Source organism: Alteromonas sp. 4NH20-0104 (assembly GCF_057547795.1).
Genome location: NZ_BAAJLP010000028.1, coordinates 25,201 through 43,701, shown reverse-complemented (window position 1 = coordinate 43,701; position 18,501 = coordinate 25,201). Strand labels below are relative to the sequence as shown.

19 protein-coding genes and 1 tRNA gene are annotated in these 18,501 nt (G+C 47.7%); 5 read left to right on the top strand and 15 right to left on the bottom strand.

The window, feature by feature from the left end:
* Positions 1–494: 494 nt before the first annotated feature.
* From AC27IB_RS17970 to AC27IB_RS17950, 5 genes are all read right to left on the bottom strand, one after another.
* On the bottom strand, positions 495–740 hold the full coding sequence (locus AC27IB_RS17970) for a hypothetical protein (protein WP_487122676.1): 246 nt from the start codon (positions 738–740) through the stop codon (positions 495–497).
* A gap of 297 nt (positions 741–1,037) precedes the next feature.
* Positions 1,038–2,200 (bottom strand): IS3 family transposase gene (locus AC27IB_RS17965; RefSeq protein WP_487122674.1). Its coding sequence is split into 2 segments (ribosomal slippage): positions 1,038–1,945 and positions 1,945–2,200, totalling 1,164 coding nucleotides; the frame shifts between segments, so codons are not numbered across the junction.
* Positions 2,201–2,372: 172 nt separating this feature from the next.
* Complete coding sequence (locus tag AC27IB_RS17960) at positions 2,373–2,759, bottom strand: HGGxSTG domain-containing protein (RefSeq protein WP_487122672.1); 387 nt, start codon at positions 2,757–2,759, stop codon at positions 2,373–2,375.
* Positions 2,720–2,941, bottom strand: a complete 222-nt coding sequence (locus AC27IB_RS17955) for a hypothetical protein (protein WP_487122670.1) — start codon at positions 2,939–2,941, stop codon at positions 2,720–2,722. The genes AC27IB_RS17960 and AC27IB_RS17955 overlap by 40 nt, the downstream gene beginning before the upstream one ends.
* On the bottom strand, positions 2,934–3,176 hold the full coding sequence (locus tag AC27IB_RS17950; protein ID WP_487122668.1) for a hypothetical protein: 243 nt from the start codon (positions 3,174–3,176) through the stop codon (positions 2,934–2,936). The genes AC27IB_RS17955 and AC27IB_RS17950 overlap by 8 nt, the downstream gene beginning before the upstream one ends.
* Before the next feature lie 106 nt (positions 3,177–3,282).
* On the opposite strand from AC27IB_RS17950, the gene AC27IB_RS17945 reads away from it, so the two are divergent.
* Positions 3,283–3,459: a YlcI/YnfO family protein gene (locus AC27IB_RS17945; RefSeq protein WP_487122666.1), complete on the top strand. Its 177-nt coding sequence runs from the start codon at positions 3,283–3,285 to the stop codon at positions 3,457–3,459.
* Between the two features lie 586 nt (positions 3,460–4,045).
* Here the strand turns inward: AC27IB_RS17945 and AC27IB_RS17940 are convergent.
* From AC27IB_RS17940 to AC27IB_RS17895, 10 genes are all read right to left on the bottom strand, one after another.
* Positions 4,046–4,453, bottom strand: a complete 408-nt coding sequence (locus AC27IB_RS17940) for a hypothetical protein (protein ID WP_487122664.1) — start codon at positions 4,451–4,453, stop codon at positions 4,046–4,048.
* Positions 4,454–4,482: 29 nt separating this feature from the next.
* Entirely contained in the window at positions 4,483–4,881 is a 399-nt protein-coding gene (locus AC27IB_RS17935; RefSeq protein ID WP_487122662.1) for a hypothetical protein, read from the bottom strand.
* Positions 4,882–4,893: 12 nt separating this feature from the next.
* On the bottom strand, positions 4,894–5,166 hold the full coding sequence (locus tag AC27IB_RS17930; RefSeq protein ID WP_487122660.1) for a helix-turn-helix transcriptional regulator: 273 nt from the start codon (positions 5,164–5,166) through the stop codon (positions 4,894–4,896).
* A 76-nt stretch (positions 5,167–5,242) separates the two neighbouring features.
* Positions 5,243–5,818: a hypothetical protein gene (locus tag AC27IB_RS17925; RefSeq protein WP_487122658.1), complete on the bottom strand. Its 576-nt coding sequence runs from the start codon at positions 5,816–5,818 to the stop codon at positions 5,243–5,245.
* Between the two features lie 84 nt (positions 5,819–5,902).
* Positions 5,903–7,147 carry an integrase domain-containing protein gene (locus AC27IB_RS17920; RefSeq protein ID WP_487122656.1) on the bottom strand — a complete coding sequence of 415 codons (1,245 nt, stop codon included), beginning with the start codon at positions 7,145–7,147 and terminating at the stop codon, positions 5,903–5,905.
* A 176-nt stretch (positions 7,148–7,323) separates the two neighbouring features.
* Positions 7,324–7,410: transfer RNA gene (locus tag AC27IB_RS17915), tRNA-Leu, on the bottom strand.
* Between the two features lie 63 nt (positions 7,411–7,473).
* Entirely contained in the window at positions 7,474–8,181 is a 708-nt protein-coding gene (locus tag AC27IB_RS17910) for a 3'-5' exonuclease (RefSeq protein WP_487122654.1), read from the bottom strand.
* Between the two features lies 1 nt (position 8,182).
* A complete protein-coding gene (locus AC27IB_RS17905; protein WP_296050328.1) occupies positions 8,183–10,015 on the bottom strand; it encodes a putative nucleotidyltransferase substrate binding domain-containing protein in 1,833 nt (610 codons plus the stop codon).
* 185 nt (positions 10,016–10,200) lie between these two features.
* Entirely contained in the window at positions 10,201–11,925 is a 1,725-nt protein-coding gene (locus AC27IB_RS17900; protein WP_296050325.1) for a sodium:solute symporter family protein, read from the bottom strand.
* 4 nt (positions 11,926–11,929) lie between these two features.
* Entirely contained in the window at positions 11,930–12,196 is a 267-nt protein-coding gene (locus AC27IB_RS17895) for a DUF4212 domain-containing protein (RefSeq protein ID WP_296050322.1), read from the bottom strand.
* Between the two features lie 255 nt (positions 12,197–12,451).
* Here AC27IB_RS17895 and AC27IB_RS17890 point away from each other — a divergent pair, with 255 nt between their 5' ends.
* The 4 genes from AC27IB_RS17890 (at position 12,452) to AC27IB_RS17875 (ending at position 18,450) form a co-directional block, all read left to right on the top strand.
* Positions 12,452–15,883, top strand: coding sequence for a PAS domain-containing hybrid sensor histidine kinase/response regulator (locus AC27IB_RS17890; RefSeq protein ID WP_487122651.1), 3,432 nt, complete (start codon positions 12,452–12,454; stop codon positions 15,881–15,883).
* 186 nt (positions 15,884–16,069) lie between these two features.
* Positions 16,070–16,975, top strand: a complete 906-nt coding sequence (rimK, locus tag AC27IB_RS17885; RefSeq protein ID WP_296050315.1) for a 30S ribosomal protein S6--L-glutamate ligase — start codon at positions 16,070–16,072, stop codon at positions 16,973–16,975.
* Positions 16,975–18,006, top strand: a complete 1,032-nt coding sequence (locus AC27IB_RS17880; RefSeq protein ID WP_296050312.1) for a succinylglutamate desuccinylase/aspartoacylase family protein — start codon at positions 16,975–16,977, stop codon at positions 18,004–18,006. The genes rimK and AC27IB_RS17880 overlap by 1 nt, the downstream gene beginning before the upstream one ends.
* Positions 18,007–18,450 carry an ATP-dependent zinc protease family protein gene (locus tag AC27IB_RS17875; RefSeq protein ID WP_296050309.1) on the top strand — a complete coding sequence of 148 codons (444 nt, stop codon included), beginning with the start codon at positions 18,007–18,009 and terminating at the stop codon, positions 18,448–18,450. It begins immediately after the preceding gene.
* The last annotated feature ends 51 nt before the right edge of the window (positions 18,451–18,501 follow it).

Here is an 18,501-nt window from a genome sequence, read left to right as displayed (position 1 = left end):
GGATCATTAGCCGTATTAACCATCGACTGTGCAACGGCTTTTTCGTTAACAGGCTGGCTACCCTTTACGCTACCAGGCATTGTGCCTTTTCCGCTCTGGCCGGTGTTGTCGTTGACTCGGATAGTAGAACGCTTGCACATCGTAAAACCTGCGCAGCCGCGACCCCGTATAACTGAAAACAGGAAGAACCCAAAGACTAAACAACAACCCACCACTAAAAAATTGTGGCTAGAATTTTTATGCGCTGCGTATTACCCGCTAGCAACGTTTTACTAAGGACCCGTTTAATGATGATTAACTACGCGTCAGCACGCGTAAAAGTGGCGTGAATAAATGTGACTTAACCAAGCACTCGAAAAGCTGCCTGTAATGCGCGTATCAGCCGTTTTAAGAGTGGTTGGCGCTGGTGGCCTACCTTGGTTATCTTCGCTTTGACTGACTGGCCCTGACAGACAACCAGGTAATTATCATTAGTTAATCGCATACACATAAAATCATCTTTGATTTGCTTTTCGTCCACGGTGGCTCCACTCATTCAATACTGTGATGTTATCCACCAAACTATAAGCGCTTTTCTCATATAACGCATCCTGCGCCATTCTGAGAAGATTTACAGCCGTTTGCAGTGTAACTACAACATCATCGTGTTCTATCCTGAAATCATCCGTTTCGGAGTCTCTCAAGGCTAATAGGTTACATAGTAATACTTCGGCCTGCTCGATTATTTGAGTTGGCTTCATGATCCACCAGCAAGTGACTAAGTTGTAATTAGAGCCTAGCGCCTAATGATACTGCTGATAACTGTACTCAGTGCTGGTTTATTGTTTACCGTGTAAGCTGGTGGCTTCCATTCATCAAAAGCCCTTTGGGTGTCCTTGGGGTTCACTTGAGCTTTGTATGGTTTGGGGTGAGGTTTTGTGGGGTCTTTATGGGGTTTGTACCTTAAAAAATAATAACACTTGCCTTGCCGTAATCATGCCGTATTTTTAATCGTAACCCTTATCCCAAACTTATCCTATTCATGGGGTTTGTAGTGGTCAATAAAACCCGGACACCTTTTTAGCTAATTCTTCCGCTTTTGCCGGTGGTAGCCCATCGTTAAATTGATGCGGTCTTTCCCAGTTGTAGTAATTCATCAGGTAATAACCCACATCTCGTTTCGCTTCGTTTATTGAACAGTAGCCAGTTGAAGGCATCCATTCGGACTTCAGACTCCTGAACACACGCTCCATCGGGCTGTTATCCCAGCAGTTTCCTCGTCGACTCATGCTCTGGGTCATCTTGTAACGCCATAGCCTTTGCCTGAACTTGCGCGCTGCGTACTGAGATCCTTGGTCACTGTGGAACATCACATCTTTTGGCTTACCTCGTAGCTCATACGCCATATCTAAAGCTCTGGCGGCAAGCTCCGCATCTGGCCGATGTGACATACTCCAACCGATAACCCTGCGAGTGTGCAGATCGATAACCACAGCAGCGTAATGCCATGCTGAGCCCGCCCAGATGTAGGTGATGTCGCCGCACCAGACCCGATTGGGTTTCTCCACATTGAACTGTCTGTCCAGTAAGTTCGGGGTATCGGGCCGTTCAACCTGGACGTTTTTATAAGCATGTTTGCCCGGCTGCTTACTCAGCAGTCCTTGTTCTTTCATCAACCGACCTACTTTGAAACGGCCCATGGTAATGCCTTCATCGCGAAGCATCTCAACAAGTGTTCGAGTGCCCGCGGACTGACGACTTTTATCGAACAGACGCTTCACTCTGGCGCGCAGAATACGCCGCTTAGCACCAATCAGGCGCTGGCGCTTTCGTCGTTCGTAATAACTACTGACACCAACACCTAACGCTGAACAGACCAATTCTGTTGATTCATGCTCCCTCAACCGGTCTATCAGCGCGTGGATTTCAGGTCGTCGGACATCAAGAGAGCAGTAGCCTTTTTTAGTATAGTTTTTTCTCGTTCCAGGCGATTAACGCGGGCTTCCAGTTCTTGAATACGCTGCTGGTCTGGAGTCAACGCTTTGGACTTGGGTGTACTGCCGTCGCGCTCTGCTTCAAGTTGCCTAATCCACTTGCGCAGAGTATTTTCATGTACATCTACTGCGCGACCAGCTTCAGCCATACTGTAACCCTGATCAACTACCAGGCTGGCTGAATCATGTTTAAATTCCTGACTGAATGACCGTCTTTGTCTTTTCATTGAACACCTCGTTATTAAGTGTAATGCTACCACTTAAAACAGTGTTCGGGTTTAGTCTGCCACTACAGTTTGCTGTATGACGGTAGCTAAACATTTACTTTCAACGTCAACATTTTTCAACATTAAATAGGCTTTGTTATTTCGGGTTTTATCAGTAATCTCATAGGGCTTATTAGCTGGTGGCGTTCTCGCTTTTGCGTTTAAAGCCATTTGCCGCTGATCTATTTTTACCCTCTTTGGTTACTGGGCCGGTACTAGCCCCACCATGAAACTTACAGCGCCCGTTGCTATAACTTGTACCGTCATTCTTGCACGGGTGGCCGCTGCGAGTTTTAGCACCGCATTTCATCCCCCGACATATATCAGGGAATGGCGGTGTAGCTGGTGGTGGGTATTGATAGCCAGAGTCGGCCCATTGCTCATAGCTATCAAAACAGGCTTTGTAATGAGCTTTAAGGGCCTTAACCTGGCGCTTTCTGAAATCACTATCAATCACCACGTTCGACCCCTTGCTTTCTCTTAGTGTTGGTCGCCAGGCTTTGCCAAACTTTCGTCGCATAGCTCTTGAATCTGGCTTAACAAAGCGTTTATCACCTGGTCTTGTGCCGGTGTAAGGTCTAAGTTATTAGAACCATCAAAAATATAATCCCACAATACTTTTGACAGCTCTTTGATAGGCTCCACAGTATAATGTGAAAGAGTTTCTCTTTCGTTGGTTTCGATTGCAGCCAGGTTATTCATTGTTCGCACTCCTATTTGGAATTGCGCGCTCGATCAATTCTTCATTGCTAAACTTCACTTCGGCCATTAACTCCCTTATTGCCCACACAGCAGGCCTTAACTCTTTGTTGTCGAGTGGATAACCTGTTTGGCACAGTGAGCCATAAAGTACTTCCAGTAAGCCAAACGCTTTATCAACGTTCTCGCTCACTAGTTCTTCAAGTTCTGAGTTTTTCATTGCTGATATATCAATCATCGGTATTGCTCCTTTTGGTTAGATGTAAATCTCTAATTGAATAGAGTTGATGAATTAACTATATTTAATGGTACACACCCACCAATATAGAAGTGGTACACACCCAATGCAAGTGAAAGATGATAAAAAACCAAAACGTTCTGACGACCGCAAAGGCTCGACTCGCAAAAACATTCGTTTTGAAGATGAATTACTAAATCAGATTGAGACTGACCGGCAATCCACCAGCGAAACGTTTTCAGAGTGGGTAAAGGATGCTTGCAATAAAAAACTTAAGAGCTAAATAGCTGACCTCCAGTTTTAAGGACTGTTTAGTTTAGTTCTATTTTCGGGACTCTGCTGTCCTGATTTCGGGAATGTTTAGCCTTACCAACTCATTCTAATTTGCTATATCAGGGTGTAACGTTTCGTTATCCCTGGCTGTTCATTTTGCCGTCCAACGCCTTCAATCAAGTCCTTAGATGGCGAGGCCTGTAGTTGTCCATTTTGCTGTCCGGATTAGTCTAATTTCGGACCATTACCCTTTTATGAGTAATTCCTTACCCGTATTTGGGTAACTTAAATTTCAGTAGTCAGATTCGACTTGTTTCTAGTCGGATTCGACTTTTTACAATTTCTGCCTCGCGGTGTTTCATTCCTATTTTTCACTATTATCCTGGTGATATTTTTTCTATGTATATGGCTTAATATATAAGGTGTACAGGGACGCGTACCATGGCTAAAAAGTGTTGCTCTCGCTAACTGTCTGATTTTTATAAAGGTGAAAAATAACCCATAGTACAGGAACGTGTACCGCTAACTTAAGCCAGTGTAAAGGAACGCGTACCGCTACAAGCCTTTGCGGTACAGGTTCGCGTATCATGGCTTTTTTAAGTATTCCGCTTATCAATAGCATCGTTAAAAGTCCTTGTTGGTTTTGGTGATGGTTTGACATCCATCTTGAAACCGGCAATGTCATCTATCCCCCAAAAGGTGAGCGCATAGTAATTTGGTGATCTACCGTTTTTACTTGTTGTCGTTCCTTTGGTTAACTCAATAAATCTTTTAGCGTGTAGTTCCTTAAGCGCTTCTAACAACGTTTGCTTTGAAGCAAACCCTTTATCTTTAAGTTGATCATGAATAGCGCATAGCTTGCCGTTATTACGCTTATTGTATTGATACGCAAACTGTAGAAGTAACCTTAGCGCTCGGTAACTTAAAGATAAAAAATCAGGATGCTCAATAACACGCTTAGGTATGGCCGCTATCTGCGGCCCATTGTTTTTGTTTCTAGCCATACCCGCCTCGTACAGGTAGCCCAGTAGGGCTATGCTGCCTTATCGCTTGAGTCATGCCAGGCGGGAAAATCAATTTTCTGCAACCCTCTCTTGGCGCGGTAGTAATTGAGTAAATTAATTGCTTTTACCCTGTCTTTGTCAGTCTCCAACCAGTAGCGGTGAAATGGCTTTTGGTACTGATAAACTATCGTTTCAAGATCCGGCTTTGAAATACAATGAATACCCTTTTCATGCTTCAAAGAACTGATCGTTGTATGCAACGCTGACTCTCGGTAAAGCGTGTGCGCTTCTGGCTGTACAAGACCCTTAGCGCCTTTGGTAAGCAACCAATATAGGGCTAGTTCAATCTTGCGCGGTTGCTTTGTTGCTGTATTATCGGAAGTGTCTGATTTGGTGTTGCTGCCCTTTGGGGTGGCTTCATCTTTCATCTCACAAGCCCCCTATGCCACAAGCTCTTGAAGTAGCTTTGAAGCTGATTCTTTACGCTTCTCCACCAGCTTAATAACCAGGACTTTTACTTCCTTGTCATCCATGCCTACAGCATGTGCGGCTATGATTGCGTCAACTTCGTGTTTGATGAAGCCAGAGGAACGGCCACCTAGTTTGATTGGAGGAACGAATAGCCCCGCTTTGATGTGCTGCCAAAGAGTTGATCGCTTGCTACCGGATTTAATTAAAACTTCCGGCAATCTAAGAATAGTAACGTCCGTCATAATTTGCTCTCGTCTTCTAAAGTCCGAGGGCAATTGTTATTGTTTACATAAATTTAGTAACGGACCTTAAATGCGCTTATTTGTCCGTTGTGCTTCGCCACCTTCGCCAACTCCTTAGGAACGATTCAGCATCTAATTCTTTATCATTAAGATGCTTCAACGCTGTCCAGTGTGTACTTAAATATTCTTCAGCAAGCTCTGACTTAGAACGAACCTCTCTTTTTTCGTTTTTCGCCAGATATTCTTCGGATCTAATCAAGCTCGAAAAGCCTGAATAAAAAAAGGAACTTGCTCTCCGTCTTGACTCGTTTCCGATCCGAGGTTTTTCCCTACCAAAAAATATGTGTTCCAAACTTACCTCACCACTTACTTGGTAATAGCAATGAAAACACTCATCGAGCCACAACAGCAATTCTGGTGGCGGATATATACCTGCCCCTACAAGTAGCAATAATGTATCAAGAGGTGAGGCATCACCTAGCCTAGCTCTATCCCTGCTATTTTCTAAAGCCTGATTAGATTCAGGATACATTGCACTATAGGCTTCATTGAGTAACTGAAATGGCCTATTAGGGATTGGGGAATTAGATTGGTAATCTTCAACGATTTTAGTCACAACTTCCCATTTATTCTTATGATGAACGGATTTCATATACCTTAAGTCACTCCTTAACTTACTAAATTGAATCTACTCACATCTAGTGCTCAAGAATCGTACGAGGTGTGGTAAAACGCCTTAGGCTTTCTTAATTTCTAATACATTGCTGGTGGCTTCTGTTTCCTTTCCAGCCAGCGCATTCTCAATATGAGTAGACCACCAGACCATCATCACTTTGCGCCGCTCAAGGTACTGAGCACGGTTATAAGCTGATCTCACTTCATTGTCGTCTAAGTGTGCTAGTGCCGCTTCAATCACATCATGATCAAAAGCCTGTTCATTTAACGTGGTACTCGCCAATGAGCGTAAACCGTGTGCTGTTTGTTGGCCTGTAAAGCCCATATCGCGTAACGCCTTGTTCGCTGTTTGACGGTTGGCTGGCCTTTTAGGATCGATGTTTGATGGGAAAACGAATTTACGGTGGGCGCTTAGCGGCTTCATTGTCTCCAGTATGTCGAGCACTTGTGGGGTTAATGGCACAATGTGATCCCGCTGCATCTTCATTCGTTTGGCAGGTATGGTCCATACACCTTTTTCTTCGTCAATCTCTGACCATTCAGCTTCGGCGGCTTCACCAGGGCGTACCATTGTATGTAGCTGAAATTCAATTAAGCAGCGTGTGGCTATCTTAGCGGATGAAAACCTGATCGCTTTCATAAGCTTTGGTAGCTGCTCTGGTGGCAATGATGGTTGGTGCTTTACTCTAGTGGCCGGTATCAACTCCCTGATACCCGCTAATGGGTTGTGGTGAACAATTCCGGCATTAACAGCAAAGGTCATAACGCTATTCATTCGCCTGGCAACTTTTCGCGCTATCTCGTGGCTGTTACGCCCTACAACCTTATTAATGACCTTTATAGCTTTGGGCGCTGTTAGCTGTTCAATTGGAAGCTTACCTACCAGCGGAAAAACGTCTTTCTCAAAATACCGCGTAATATTAGCAAGCGTTCCGGCTGATACCTTGGTAGCGTGTATTTCCATCCATTGCCGTGCAACCAATTCAAATGTTGTGTTTATTGCTTCGGATTTTTTCTGGTGGGTTTCTTCCCTGTGCTCATGCGGATCAATATCCTGAGCAACTAATGCTCGATATTCCTCCCTTAACTCCCTGGCTCTTGCCAGTGAAATATCAGGGTATGTGCCGACAGTGAGATTGGAGCGCTTTTTAGTGAATGGCTTAGGGTAATTGAATACCCACTTTTTAACGCCATTAGGTTTGATTCTGAGCAGCAGGCCGCGACCATCTGCAAGGCTATATTCCTTGTCTTTTGGCTTCGCTTTTTCGACCTGAGTAGGGTTAAGTGATGTGGTAGTTCTAGCCATTTAATGTAACACGCTCCATGCGTATTTATGCCCGTGTTACATTCAGTGTTACTAAAATATTTGGATATAGCAAGACGCGCTCAGACCATGACAGACTAAGAATTATGCTAAATGTTTGATTTTTGGTTTATTTTTGAGCGGAATTTTATTTATTTGGATGTCGAAAGACAAAGGAATGGTGCCCAGGGGCGGACTTGAACCGCCACGACCGTTAGGTCACTAGCACCTGAAGCTAGCGTGTCTACCAATTTCACCACCTGGGCCTTCGCGTTTAGCTCGTTGCTCAACGCGGGCGGAAAGATACGCTCTTGGGCTAATCTTGTCAATCACTTCTTATCACTTTTTCCTAAATTTTTGCATCCAACCGCCTGAGTATGGGCAATATCCTGCAAACTCATCTTGCCGGTGGGATCCATGCTGTAATATTGCGCAAACCAAAGCTGTAATGTTGCCATCGCATCATCGAGCGCATTGTGCGCCGGTGCCAGTGGTAAGTTTAAGCGCTGCCGACACACAGTCAGGGTGGCGCTATTGGGCGGCAACACATCATGCTGTTTTTGCAGCTGATACACCGCCAGCTTAAGCGTGTCGAGGGTAATAACCTCTGGCAGGTACATATCGTTAGCCGTTAACACCTTATCCAGCACTGCCAGGTCGAGCCCGGCATTATGAAATACCCAGACATGGGTCTGAGCATAAGGAGCGAGGCGCTCCAGTGCTTCCCTGATATGTGTCCCCTGAGCAATATCATAGGCTGTGAGGCCATGGATAACCGGGCTTTGTTCCAAGTCCCCTGAAGCTCTGACCACGGCGTAATAACAATGACTCAAATCGATACTGCCCGCTTTTCCTTCGGTCCAGCCAATGGAAGTAACCTTGGCTTTTTGCGGATCAAGCGAAGTCAGCTCCAGGTCTACGGCTAATAAAGGCAGGTCCCTGAGCATTTGATGTTTACGACTCTCGGGTAAGGCCGAGCCACCACTAATCCATTGCTGTATACGCCGCCAGAGCGACGGTTGTTGCTGCGCCGGCATATCAGGACATGCCGCCGGAGAACTTCATCACCGCCGCCTGTTGAGCCCGTTCAATGGCCTGAAAAGCCGCTTTCAACTGATGCTTCTCAATTGACGATAAGTCACTCACCGACACCAGGTTATTGGTCACTTTATTGTGCAGTTGATGACGCCAGCGCAATCGATTCAAGAATAGCCAGATATCCCGCAGGTTGTCGGCGTCGCGGCTGGATAACCCCGCCCCCGCAGGAAGCGCAGCCAGTCTGCCAAGTGTCGATGGCATGGTCAGCCCATTGGCCAGCGCATAAAGCCGCACCAGGTTGTTAATAATAGCAATAGCTCTCACTTTCAGATCGATGGCATCTTTCACGCTATGGCCTTTTTCATAGGTGAATTTTTTAAACATCGACAGCGGTACCGAGGCATCATTGGCCTGGCGAGCCAGCGCCGCCAGAAACATGGGTTGTTTTAACAGCGGCACTCGTGCCATCTGCATTTTTCTGAACAGATCCACGTCGCCGGCTGCCGCCCGGGCATCCAGAAAAATATTAAAATACATAATGGCTTTATTGGTGGGCTGATTTACCCAGCTTTTGGCTTCATTAATCGCGGCATCCAGCGATAATCTTAAATCCGCATTACTGGCCATAATATTGCCCGGACACAATTTTATGCCGCACTTACCCAACCCGTTACAGACATACTCAGCCATTTGGGCAAAGTATGCGGCTTCCTGCTCGTCAGGCTCCCGTTCAAGCAGCAGCCCGTTATCCTGATCTGACCCCATGGTCTGGTCTTCTCGCGCCTGAGAACCATAGACTATCCACGCATAATCGAGCGGCGCCGGCCCATTTTGTTGCTGGTAATAACTAATCAGTTTACGGGTCATAATATCGGTGGCCTGAGCCAGCACTTTACCTGCAATATCAAAGTCACCGGGGCGCTTGGCGTGAGTCGCAAAATAATGCGGCATCTGCCAGGATAAACGGGTCAGCTCGTACAGGTTTTCGGCCTTTGAGAGCTCGCCAATCACAAACAACACGTTGCCTTTTTGATGGCGTATCACATCCGACGCGGTAACCATCCCCACCGGTTGTCGGGTGGTGCGGTCGACTACCGGCAAGTGATGAATATTGCGTTCCGTCATCAGTGCCATGGCATCAAACATGGTGCGGTTTTGAATAATCATTGCCGGCTTTTCAGTCATAATAGACTTTACCGGTAAACTTACGTCCAGCCCGGTAGCCACTACCCGGTTGCGTAAATCCCTGTCAGTGACAATGCCTGTCAGCTTATCGTGCTCGGTAATCAGTAACGAGGATACATTACTCGCCGACATCATTTCAGCGGCCTGCTGCACCGATAAACTCACATCTATTCTTACCGGCGGCCGCTCAATCACCTCCGACAAGGCCTTATACAGCCACATGGAGTTTGAGTCCTGCACAGCCTGATTTTGTAAAGCTTCGCTTTTGGTACTTTGAAAGAAATTGGCAATTTCCGGCATTTCGAGGGATTTTTTAAACGCCGCTTCGCTAAAAGAGTACACCAACCCCGGACTGTCTATTTCTACTTCCAGCGGGTAGGTCACGCCGTCAATAAGCGCGTGAAAGCCAAAGTAATCCCCTTCACTTAAGTGCCGCTGTGGCCCGTCGCTGTCTTTTACCGAAAACTGACCGCTCTGAATCAGAAACAACCGACCGGTATTTTCATTCAGTAATGCCTGCTGATTTTCCTTTGCCAGATAGATCAGCCGTGCCTTCTGTGCCAGTTCGTCGAGCATCTCACCTTTGAGTTGATCAAAAGGCGCTGACGTTTTTAAAAAATCGATTACTTGCTGCGGCGTGGTACTCATCAGTAGTCCCCAAAAGCGTTTTTATTGCATTGCAGTACATACAAGCATAGCTGGTTTTAGCACATGGCTGACTGTGCCAGATCAAGGCTATTTATGCCTGAATAACGTTTTATTCACGTCACTCAGGGATAAATAAAGAAGGCCCACCACAAGGTGAGCCTTTTTTACTGTATTGCTAGCAGGTCTTAGTGAGCCGAAGCTTCACCCGAACCTTTCGGGAAGCGGATACTTTCAACCATTTCCTGAATTTCCTGCGGCGCTTCATCAGTCATCTTGAACACGCCATAGGCTACGCCGAAGTTCACCAGCATACCCAGAGTACCGATACCTTCCGGAGAAATACCAAACCACCAGTTAGCAGGCACGTTAGCGGCCGGATTCACAAACTTGAAGTAGATGATATAGGCTGCAGTAAACGCGATACCTGAGATCATACCTGCCACAGCACCTTTATCATTCATACGCTTGCTAAAGATACCCATAATGATGGCCGGGAAGAAACTCGAGGCCGCGAGACCGAACGCGAAGGCGACCACCTGCGCGACGAATCCTGGCGGGTTAATCCCAAAGTAACCGGCAATCACAATGGCCACACCGGCTGCCAGTCGGGCATAGCCCAGTTCAGCTTTATCGGAGATGTTTGGCGCAAAGTTACGTTTCAGTAAGTCATGCGATACTGAGGTAGAGATTACCAGCAGCAAGCCTGCCGAGGTAGACAGTGCCGCAGCCACACCACCCGCTGCCACCAATGCGATTACCCATGCAGGCAGGTTCGCAATTTCAGGGTTAGCCAGTACCATGATGTCACGGTCAACTTTCACTTCGTTAGCACTGTTAGGGTCGGTAATACTACCCGCTGCATAGTACATGTTGCCATCACCGTTCTTATCGTTAAATTCGATAAGGCCGGTTTTTTCCCAGTTTTTAATCCAGGTCGGCGCTTCAGCATAAGGCGTACCCGCCAGATCCGGACCATTGATGGTTTCAATCATGTTTACGCGGCCAAATGAAGCCAGTGCCGGTGCAGTGGTATACAGGATAGCGATGAAGACCAGCGCCCAACCCGCACTCTTACGTGCATCACGTACTTTAGGTACAGTGAAGAAACGTACGATTACGTGCGGCAGACCCGCAGTACCTACCATTAACGCGAAGGTAATAAAGAACACATCAATGGTACTCTTCGTGCCGGTGGTATATTCATTAAACCCTAAGGCCATGGATATATTGTCCAGCTTCTCAAGCATGTACATCCCGGACCCATCAGCCAGTGTGGCACCGAATGCCGTTTGCGGCAGAATGTGACCAGTCACCATTACCGAGATAAATACACAAGGGACTAAGTAAGCAAAAATCAGTACGCAGTACTGGGCAACCTGAGTGTAGGTAATGCCTTTCATACCACCTAATACGGTGTAGAAGAATACAATTGCCATACCGATAACCACGCCGGTTACGATATCAACTTCCAGGAAGCGGCTGAATACCACGCCCACACCACGCATCTGACCGGCAACGTAAGTAAAGCTTACGAAGATGGCACAGAATACCGCCACAGTACGTGCGGTTTGTGAGTAGTAGCGATCACCAATGAAATCCGGTACAGTAAATTTACCGAATTTACGTAAGTACGGTGCCAGACATAACGCCAGCAGTACATAACCACCGGTCCAGCCCATCAGGTAAACCGCGCCGTCGTAACCCATAAAGGAAATCAGACCGGCCATAGAAATAAATGATGCGGCTGACATCCAGTCCGCTGCGGTTGCCATACCGTTAAGGACAGGTGGAACACCACCGCCGGCAACATAAAAGTCGTTGGTTGAACCAGCGCGAGCCCAAATCGCAATAGCGATATACAGGGCAAACGAGGCGCCAACGATGATAAAGGTTAATAATTGTACATCCATTGGATTACTCCTCGTCTACGCCGTATTTTTTGTCTAACGCATTCATTTTGGCCATATACACAAAAATGAGTACCACAAACACGTATATTGCACCTTGCTGTGCAAACCAGAATCCCAGCTTAAAGCCAAAGAATTGGATCTCGTTTAGCACATCTACTAAGAGAATGCCGGCGCCAAAAGACACGACAAACCAGACTACTAACAATTTGGCGAGGATGGAGAGATTCTCCTTCCAATACGCCGTTTTGTCGTCATCACTTTTAAATGCCATCTTTCCGTCCTCATCAACAGGTTAATTCGATGTTCTATTTTTACATTTTCCTAACGGAGAGCTTCTCAGGCGACTTTAGCGCTTACTTTAGCAATCCCAAACCGCCAAAATCGCCTAAAAACCGCATAATTAGGAGCTTCGGATATACTCTAGACGGGCATGACAATTCAAGAAATGAGACCATGGTCGTAGGTCAGGTCTTAGGGGCTTGGTTATAATGCAATCAGATTTGTTAAAAACCTGTTAGGACAAGGCATGACGTTCGGTTGGGTTTCACTCGCACTCGTTTATTTATTTTTATTATTTTATATCGCCAGTTGGGGAGATAAGAATTCTCCCACCGCCAGATGGATCACCTCTCACCCGGTGATTTACTCACTGGCGCTGGCTATATATTGTACTGCCTGGACGTTTTTCGGCGCGGTGGGTCAGGCTGCCCGGGATACCTGGATTTATCTGCCTATCCTGCTGGGGCCGGTGCTGGTATATATTCTGGGCTACCGGTTTATCTATAAACTGACGCTGGTCAGCAAAAAACAACACATTAATACCATAGCCGACTTTATAGCCTCCCGTTATGGTAAACGCCAGGCTGTGGCGTTGCTTGTTACCATTATTGCGTTAATGGCTACTATCCCTTACATAGCCCTGCAGCTAAAAGCCATAGGCGCTACATTCAGGCTGTTAACGAACCAGCCTAACAGCCAGTTTATCATTGTACTGGCCACCGCCTTTATTGCCCTGTTTGCGATTTATTTCGGCACCAAACAAACCGACGTTACGGAGTACCGCCGCGGTTTAATTCTGGCCATTTCCTTTGAATCATCCATTAAGCTCCTGGCGCTGGTTCTTGTTGCCATCGTCGGCTATCAGGCTTGGTACGAGCAGGAAACACGGCCTATCCTGGAAGACTTCCTTACCACTGAGGCGTTGTCTCAGTTTTCTTCTTTTACCTTTTTTGCTCAGGTTATTATGGCTGCCGCGGCGGTCATTTGTTTGCCCCGTCAGTTTCATGTAGCGATCGTTGATAACCTGAGCCTGAACCATTTAAAAACCGCACGCTGGTTGTTCCCGCTGTATCTGGCAATCACAGCAGCAGTTATTCCTATTATTGCTATGGCCGGGCAGTCTGTATTCGCCGATAACCCTATTGAGCCGGATACGTACGTGTTATCGCTGGCTATGTTCTCAGAGTCTTTCCTGCTCCAGGTGATCGTATTCGTAGGGGGGTTATCTGCTGCCACGGCAATGATTATTGTGGCCACTTTAACCCTCAGTACTATGCTGACCAACGACGTGGTTCTGCCCCGGTTGCTGGCGGTTAAACAGCATTCCGCCTCCTACGGCGACTATGGTAAACGTATCCGTTTAATCAGGCGTATTATCATCGGCATTATTCTGCTGCTGGCGTTTTTATACCATCAGCAAATGACCGGCAGTCGTTCGCTCCACTCCATAGGGTTAATTGCTTTTTCACTGGTAATTCAGCTGATGCCCGCTGTGATTGGCGGTTTGTACTGGAAACGAGGCCATGCTCACGGCGTCTATGCCGGGCTGGTGGTGGGCCTCATTACCTGGGTGCTGTGGCTGGTTTTGCCGATCGTTAATGTTTCCTCGTCAGACTTTGAACAAAGTGAATTGCTAAGCCAGGGCGCTATCATCAGTCTTATCGCCAACACCATCGCCTATTGCCTGTTCTCCTGGTTTGCCCCGGCCCGGTTGATTGACCGGATTCAGGCCGAAGCCTTTGTATCACCGGCCGAGGTCCGTAATACCCCGCTTAAAAATCAGAGTGTCAACGTGACCATTGCCGATTTGATCACACTGCTCTCCACGTTTATGGGCACCGGACGCTGTAAGCAACTGGTTAACGAATACCAGCAACTTCACCACACCACCATAGAAAGCTCTCAGGTACCGGATGAAGCCTTTATGGCTTTCTGCGAACGGGCACTTGGCGGAGTAATCGGGGCATCCAGTGCCAAAGCGCTAATCGACAGTGTATTACGCGGTAAAAAGCTCGACTTTACCGAAGTGATTAACTTCTTTGACGACACTACCCAGGCCATGCAGTTTAATATGACGGCCCTGCTTACCTCACTGGAAAACATGGATCAGGGTATCAGCGTCATCGACAAACACCTGAATCTGGTGGCCTGGAACAAACAGTACGCAGCCTTGTATACCTATCCGGAAGAGTTGCTGGTTGTCGGCACCCCCATTGAAAAACTTATGCGCTATAACGCTGCAAAGGGCGAGTTTGGTGCCCACGATATCGAAGTGGAAGTTGAAAAACGGCTCGAACATTTGCGCTCCGGTACGCCCCACCGTTTTACCCGCCAACGTAGTGACGGCCGGGTGATTGAAATGGTGGGTAACCCCTTGCCTGGGGGCGGCTTTGTAACCAGCTTCAACGATATTACCGGCCACGTGGAAATACAGCAGGCACTGGAAGAGTCAAACATTGACCTGGAACTGCGAATTAAAAAGCGTACCGAAGAAGTTCACTCCATTAACGCCGAACTTCGGCTGGAAATAGAACGTCGCCGCGGCGTAGAAAAAGAGCTTATCCGGGCCCGCAAGCAGGCCGAAGATGCTAACGCCAGCAAAACACGGTTTCTGGCGCTGGCCAGTCATGATGTACTGCAACCCCTTAACGCCGCCAAGTTGTATGTCTCTGCGTTACAGGAAGCCAGATTACCGGAATCGGTGAATAACATCGTTAATAAACTTAATCACTCGGTAAGTTCCAGTGAGGCCTTAATTGCCACGCTGCTGGACATATCCCGTCTGGATCAGGGCGAATTGAAACCTAATCCGGAACCGGTGAATCTGAAAGAATTGTGTGACCCCATAGTCGATGAGTTATCGATGCGGGCAAAAGATAAAGGAGTGCAGTTAAAAACCCGTTTGCTGGATTGTTGGGTCTATGCCGACAAAACCTTTTTGTATCGCATTATCCAGAACCTGCTATCTAATGCCGTAAAATATACCGATTCGGGTAAAGTTCTGTTTTCAACCCGCAAACGGGCCGGAAAGATACTCATAGAAGTGCGCGACACCGGCATCGGCATTTCCAAAGAGCAACAGGCTTTAATTTTTAGCGATTTTTACCGCACCCACGAAAGTTCTGAGCACGGTATCGGTTTGGGGCTGGGTGTTGTCAGACGCCTTAGTCAGCAAATGCAGTGTAAGGTACAGGTAGAGTCCAGGGTTGGCCGGGGTAGCTGTTTCTCCCTGAGTTTCCCCATGACCCAGCCGCTGGCAACCAAAAGTACCTCTCTGGCCAACCCCACGGCGTCGTTCAGAGGCTTACGGGTATTGTGTGTTGACGATCAGCAGGAAAATCTCGACGCCCTGCAAACGCTGTTGAATAAATGGGGAGTAAGAACGGTACTGGCTGATAATTGGGACGATGCCATTACCCAGGCTGATATTTTCTCGCCGCAAATTTTGCTGATGGATTACCAGCTTGGTAACAATCAGAACGGTCTTGATCTAATTGATGCTATTCGTCAGCACCTCGACATTGTGATCCCGGCGTCGCTGGTAACTGCCACCCACGATGAAGATCTGGTAACCCGCTGTAAGGAACAGGGCGTAAACTATCTGAGTAAACCCATTAAGCCGGCCAAACTCCGGGCGCTGCTGAAAAGCATGACCCGTTATATTAAGCATGCCCACTAATAGTGGGCATAACCCGGCGTGACAGCCCACTGTTTTTAGGCGTATGCTATAGACAGTTACGGTAGGTGATGAGTCTTGTTATTACTCAAGATTTCTCACCGTCACGACAAATTTTATTTACTTTACATTCCCCTCACACAAGGCAAAGTATGCCGTTTTTTGCCGCAACCAATACTGAGCTTAATCATGCGAATTGCAATACTCTCGAGAAACCCAAGGCTTTACTCAACCCGCCGCTTAAAAGAGGCAGGCGAACTCAGAGGGCACACCGTCGATGTTGTCGACACCATGCACTGCTACATGGACATCACCAGCAGCAACCCTTCGGTTCGCTATAATGGTAAAAAACTGCCTGTTTATGATGCGGTGATCCCACGTATCGGCGCTTCGGTCAGTTTTTACGGAACCTCGGTTGTTCGCCAGTTCGAGATGATGGGCACCTACAGCATTAACGAATCGGTGGCCATCAGCCGTTCACGCGACAAACTGCGTTCATTGCAACTGCTGTCCCGCAAGGGCATTGGCATGCCGCGTACCGGCTTTGCCCACCATCCGGACAAAGTCGACGACGTTATCAAAAACGTTGGTGGCGCGCCGGTAGTTATTAAGCTGCTCGAAGGTACCCAGGGTATTGGCGTGGTACTGGCGGAAACCCAGAAGACAGCCGAAGCGATGATCGAGGCCTTTATGGGACTTAACGCGAGTATTTTAGTCCAGGAATACATCAAAGAAGCCGGCGGTGCGGATATTCGCTGTTTTGTGGTCGGCGGAAAAGTAATTGCCGCCATGAAGCGTCAGGCAGCCCCGGGCGAGTTTCGTTCTAACCTTCACCGGGGCGGCTCTGCCAGCCTGGTTCGCCTGTCACCGGCAGAGCGTAAAACAGCCATTGATGCGGCCAAAACCATGGGCCTGAATTGCTGTGGTGTGGACATATTACGCTCTTCAAGAGGACCGGTAGTGATGGAAGTAAACTCCTCGCCGGGTCTGGAAGGGATTGAAAAAGCAACCAGCAAAGATGTCGCCAGCATGATTATCGAGTTTATCGAAAAATCCGCCAAGCCACACAGCACTAAAACGAAAGGTAAAGGTTAATGGGCACCCAGGATTTGATCATTGGTGGCGTGCGCGTTGCGCCAGGCGAAACCACAAAAATCGAGCTGGACATGCCGCCGCTTTATACTGCCACCAGTATGAGCATTCCGGTTTATGTGAAACGCGGTAAACGCGCGGGTCCAACATTATTTGTAAGCGCCGCGATTCACGGCGATGAGCTTAATGGCATCGAAATCATAGCCAGACTGATCAAATCCCGGGCCATCGACAGACTAAAAGGTACCCTGATAGCGGTGCCTACTGTCAATGTTTACGGCGTGCTCAATCAATCGCGCTATTTGCCCGACAGGCGCGACCTCAACCGCAGTTTTCCCGGCAGTCGAAAAGGCAGTCTGGCCGGCCGGCTGGCGCATTTATTTTTTAATGAGGTGGTCAGTAAATGCGATGTTGGTATCGACCTGCATACCGGCGCCATTCATCGGAGTAACTTACCTCAGATCCGCGCCGATCTGGACGATGAAGAGGTACTGGCAATGGCCCAGGCGTTTGGTGTGCCGGTACTCCTGAACGCCGATATTCGCGATGGCTCGCTGCGCGCTACGGCCAGTGAGGCAGGAATAAAAATTCTATTGTATGAAGCTGGTCAGGCACTGCGATACGACGAATTTTCTATTCGGGCTGGCGTAAAAGGCATTATCAATACCATGCGGCATCTTGGCATGCTGAACAAAAGTCGGGCCAAGGGCGTACCGATTAAACCCTATATTGCACGTTCCAGTGGCTGGGTGCGAGCACCGGAAAGTGGTTTCATTAATCATCTGGCCCAGCTGGGTGACCATGTGGAAAAAGGTGACAAACTGGCCACCATTGCCGACTCTTATGGTCAGTTTCTGGGCACCTTAACCAGCCCGGCTGAGGGGGTTGTAATTGGTAAACAAAATATACCACTGACTCAGGAAGGCGAAGCGATTTACCACATCGCCTATTTTAAAACGCCGGATACCGTGGCAGAACAGGTGGAAATGCTGCAGGACAATCTGGTGCCTAACGATTCAACGGTGACGATATAAATGAGCAGAGTACATAAAACTAAACAAATGATTGGCGCCCTCGAGTACGCCGATCTGCCAGAACTGGGCATCACTAATTTAGTGATGCGAGTGGATACCGGTGCCGCAACCTCCTCTTTGCATGTAGACAATATTGTCGAATTTGAGCGCGACGGTGAACGGTGGATACAGTTTGATATTCACCCTGACATTCACGACGTTGAACGCACGGTAAAATGTGAGAGCAAGGTACTCAGTCAAAAGAAAATTAAAAGTTCTACCGCCGATCGTCAGCGCCGCTATGTAATTAGAACCCGGCTGGAGATGGGCGCCCGGGCGTGGAAAATCAAACTCACGCTCACCGACCGCTCTGAAATGACTTACCTGATGCTATTGGGCAGACAGGCCATGGCGGGAAAATTCTATGTGGATCCGGAGTATGAATTTATTCTGCCGGCCCGCTAATAGCCCTTCGGCAGCGCTGCGAGTGAACTGAAACTCGCAGCGGATTGCTGT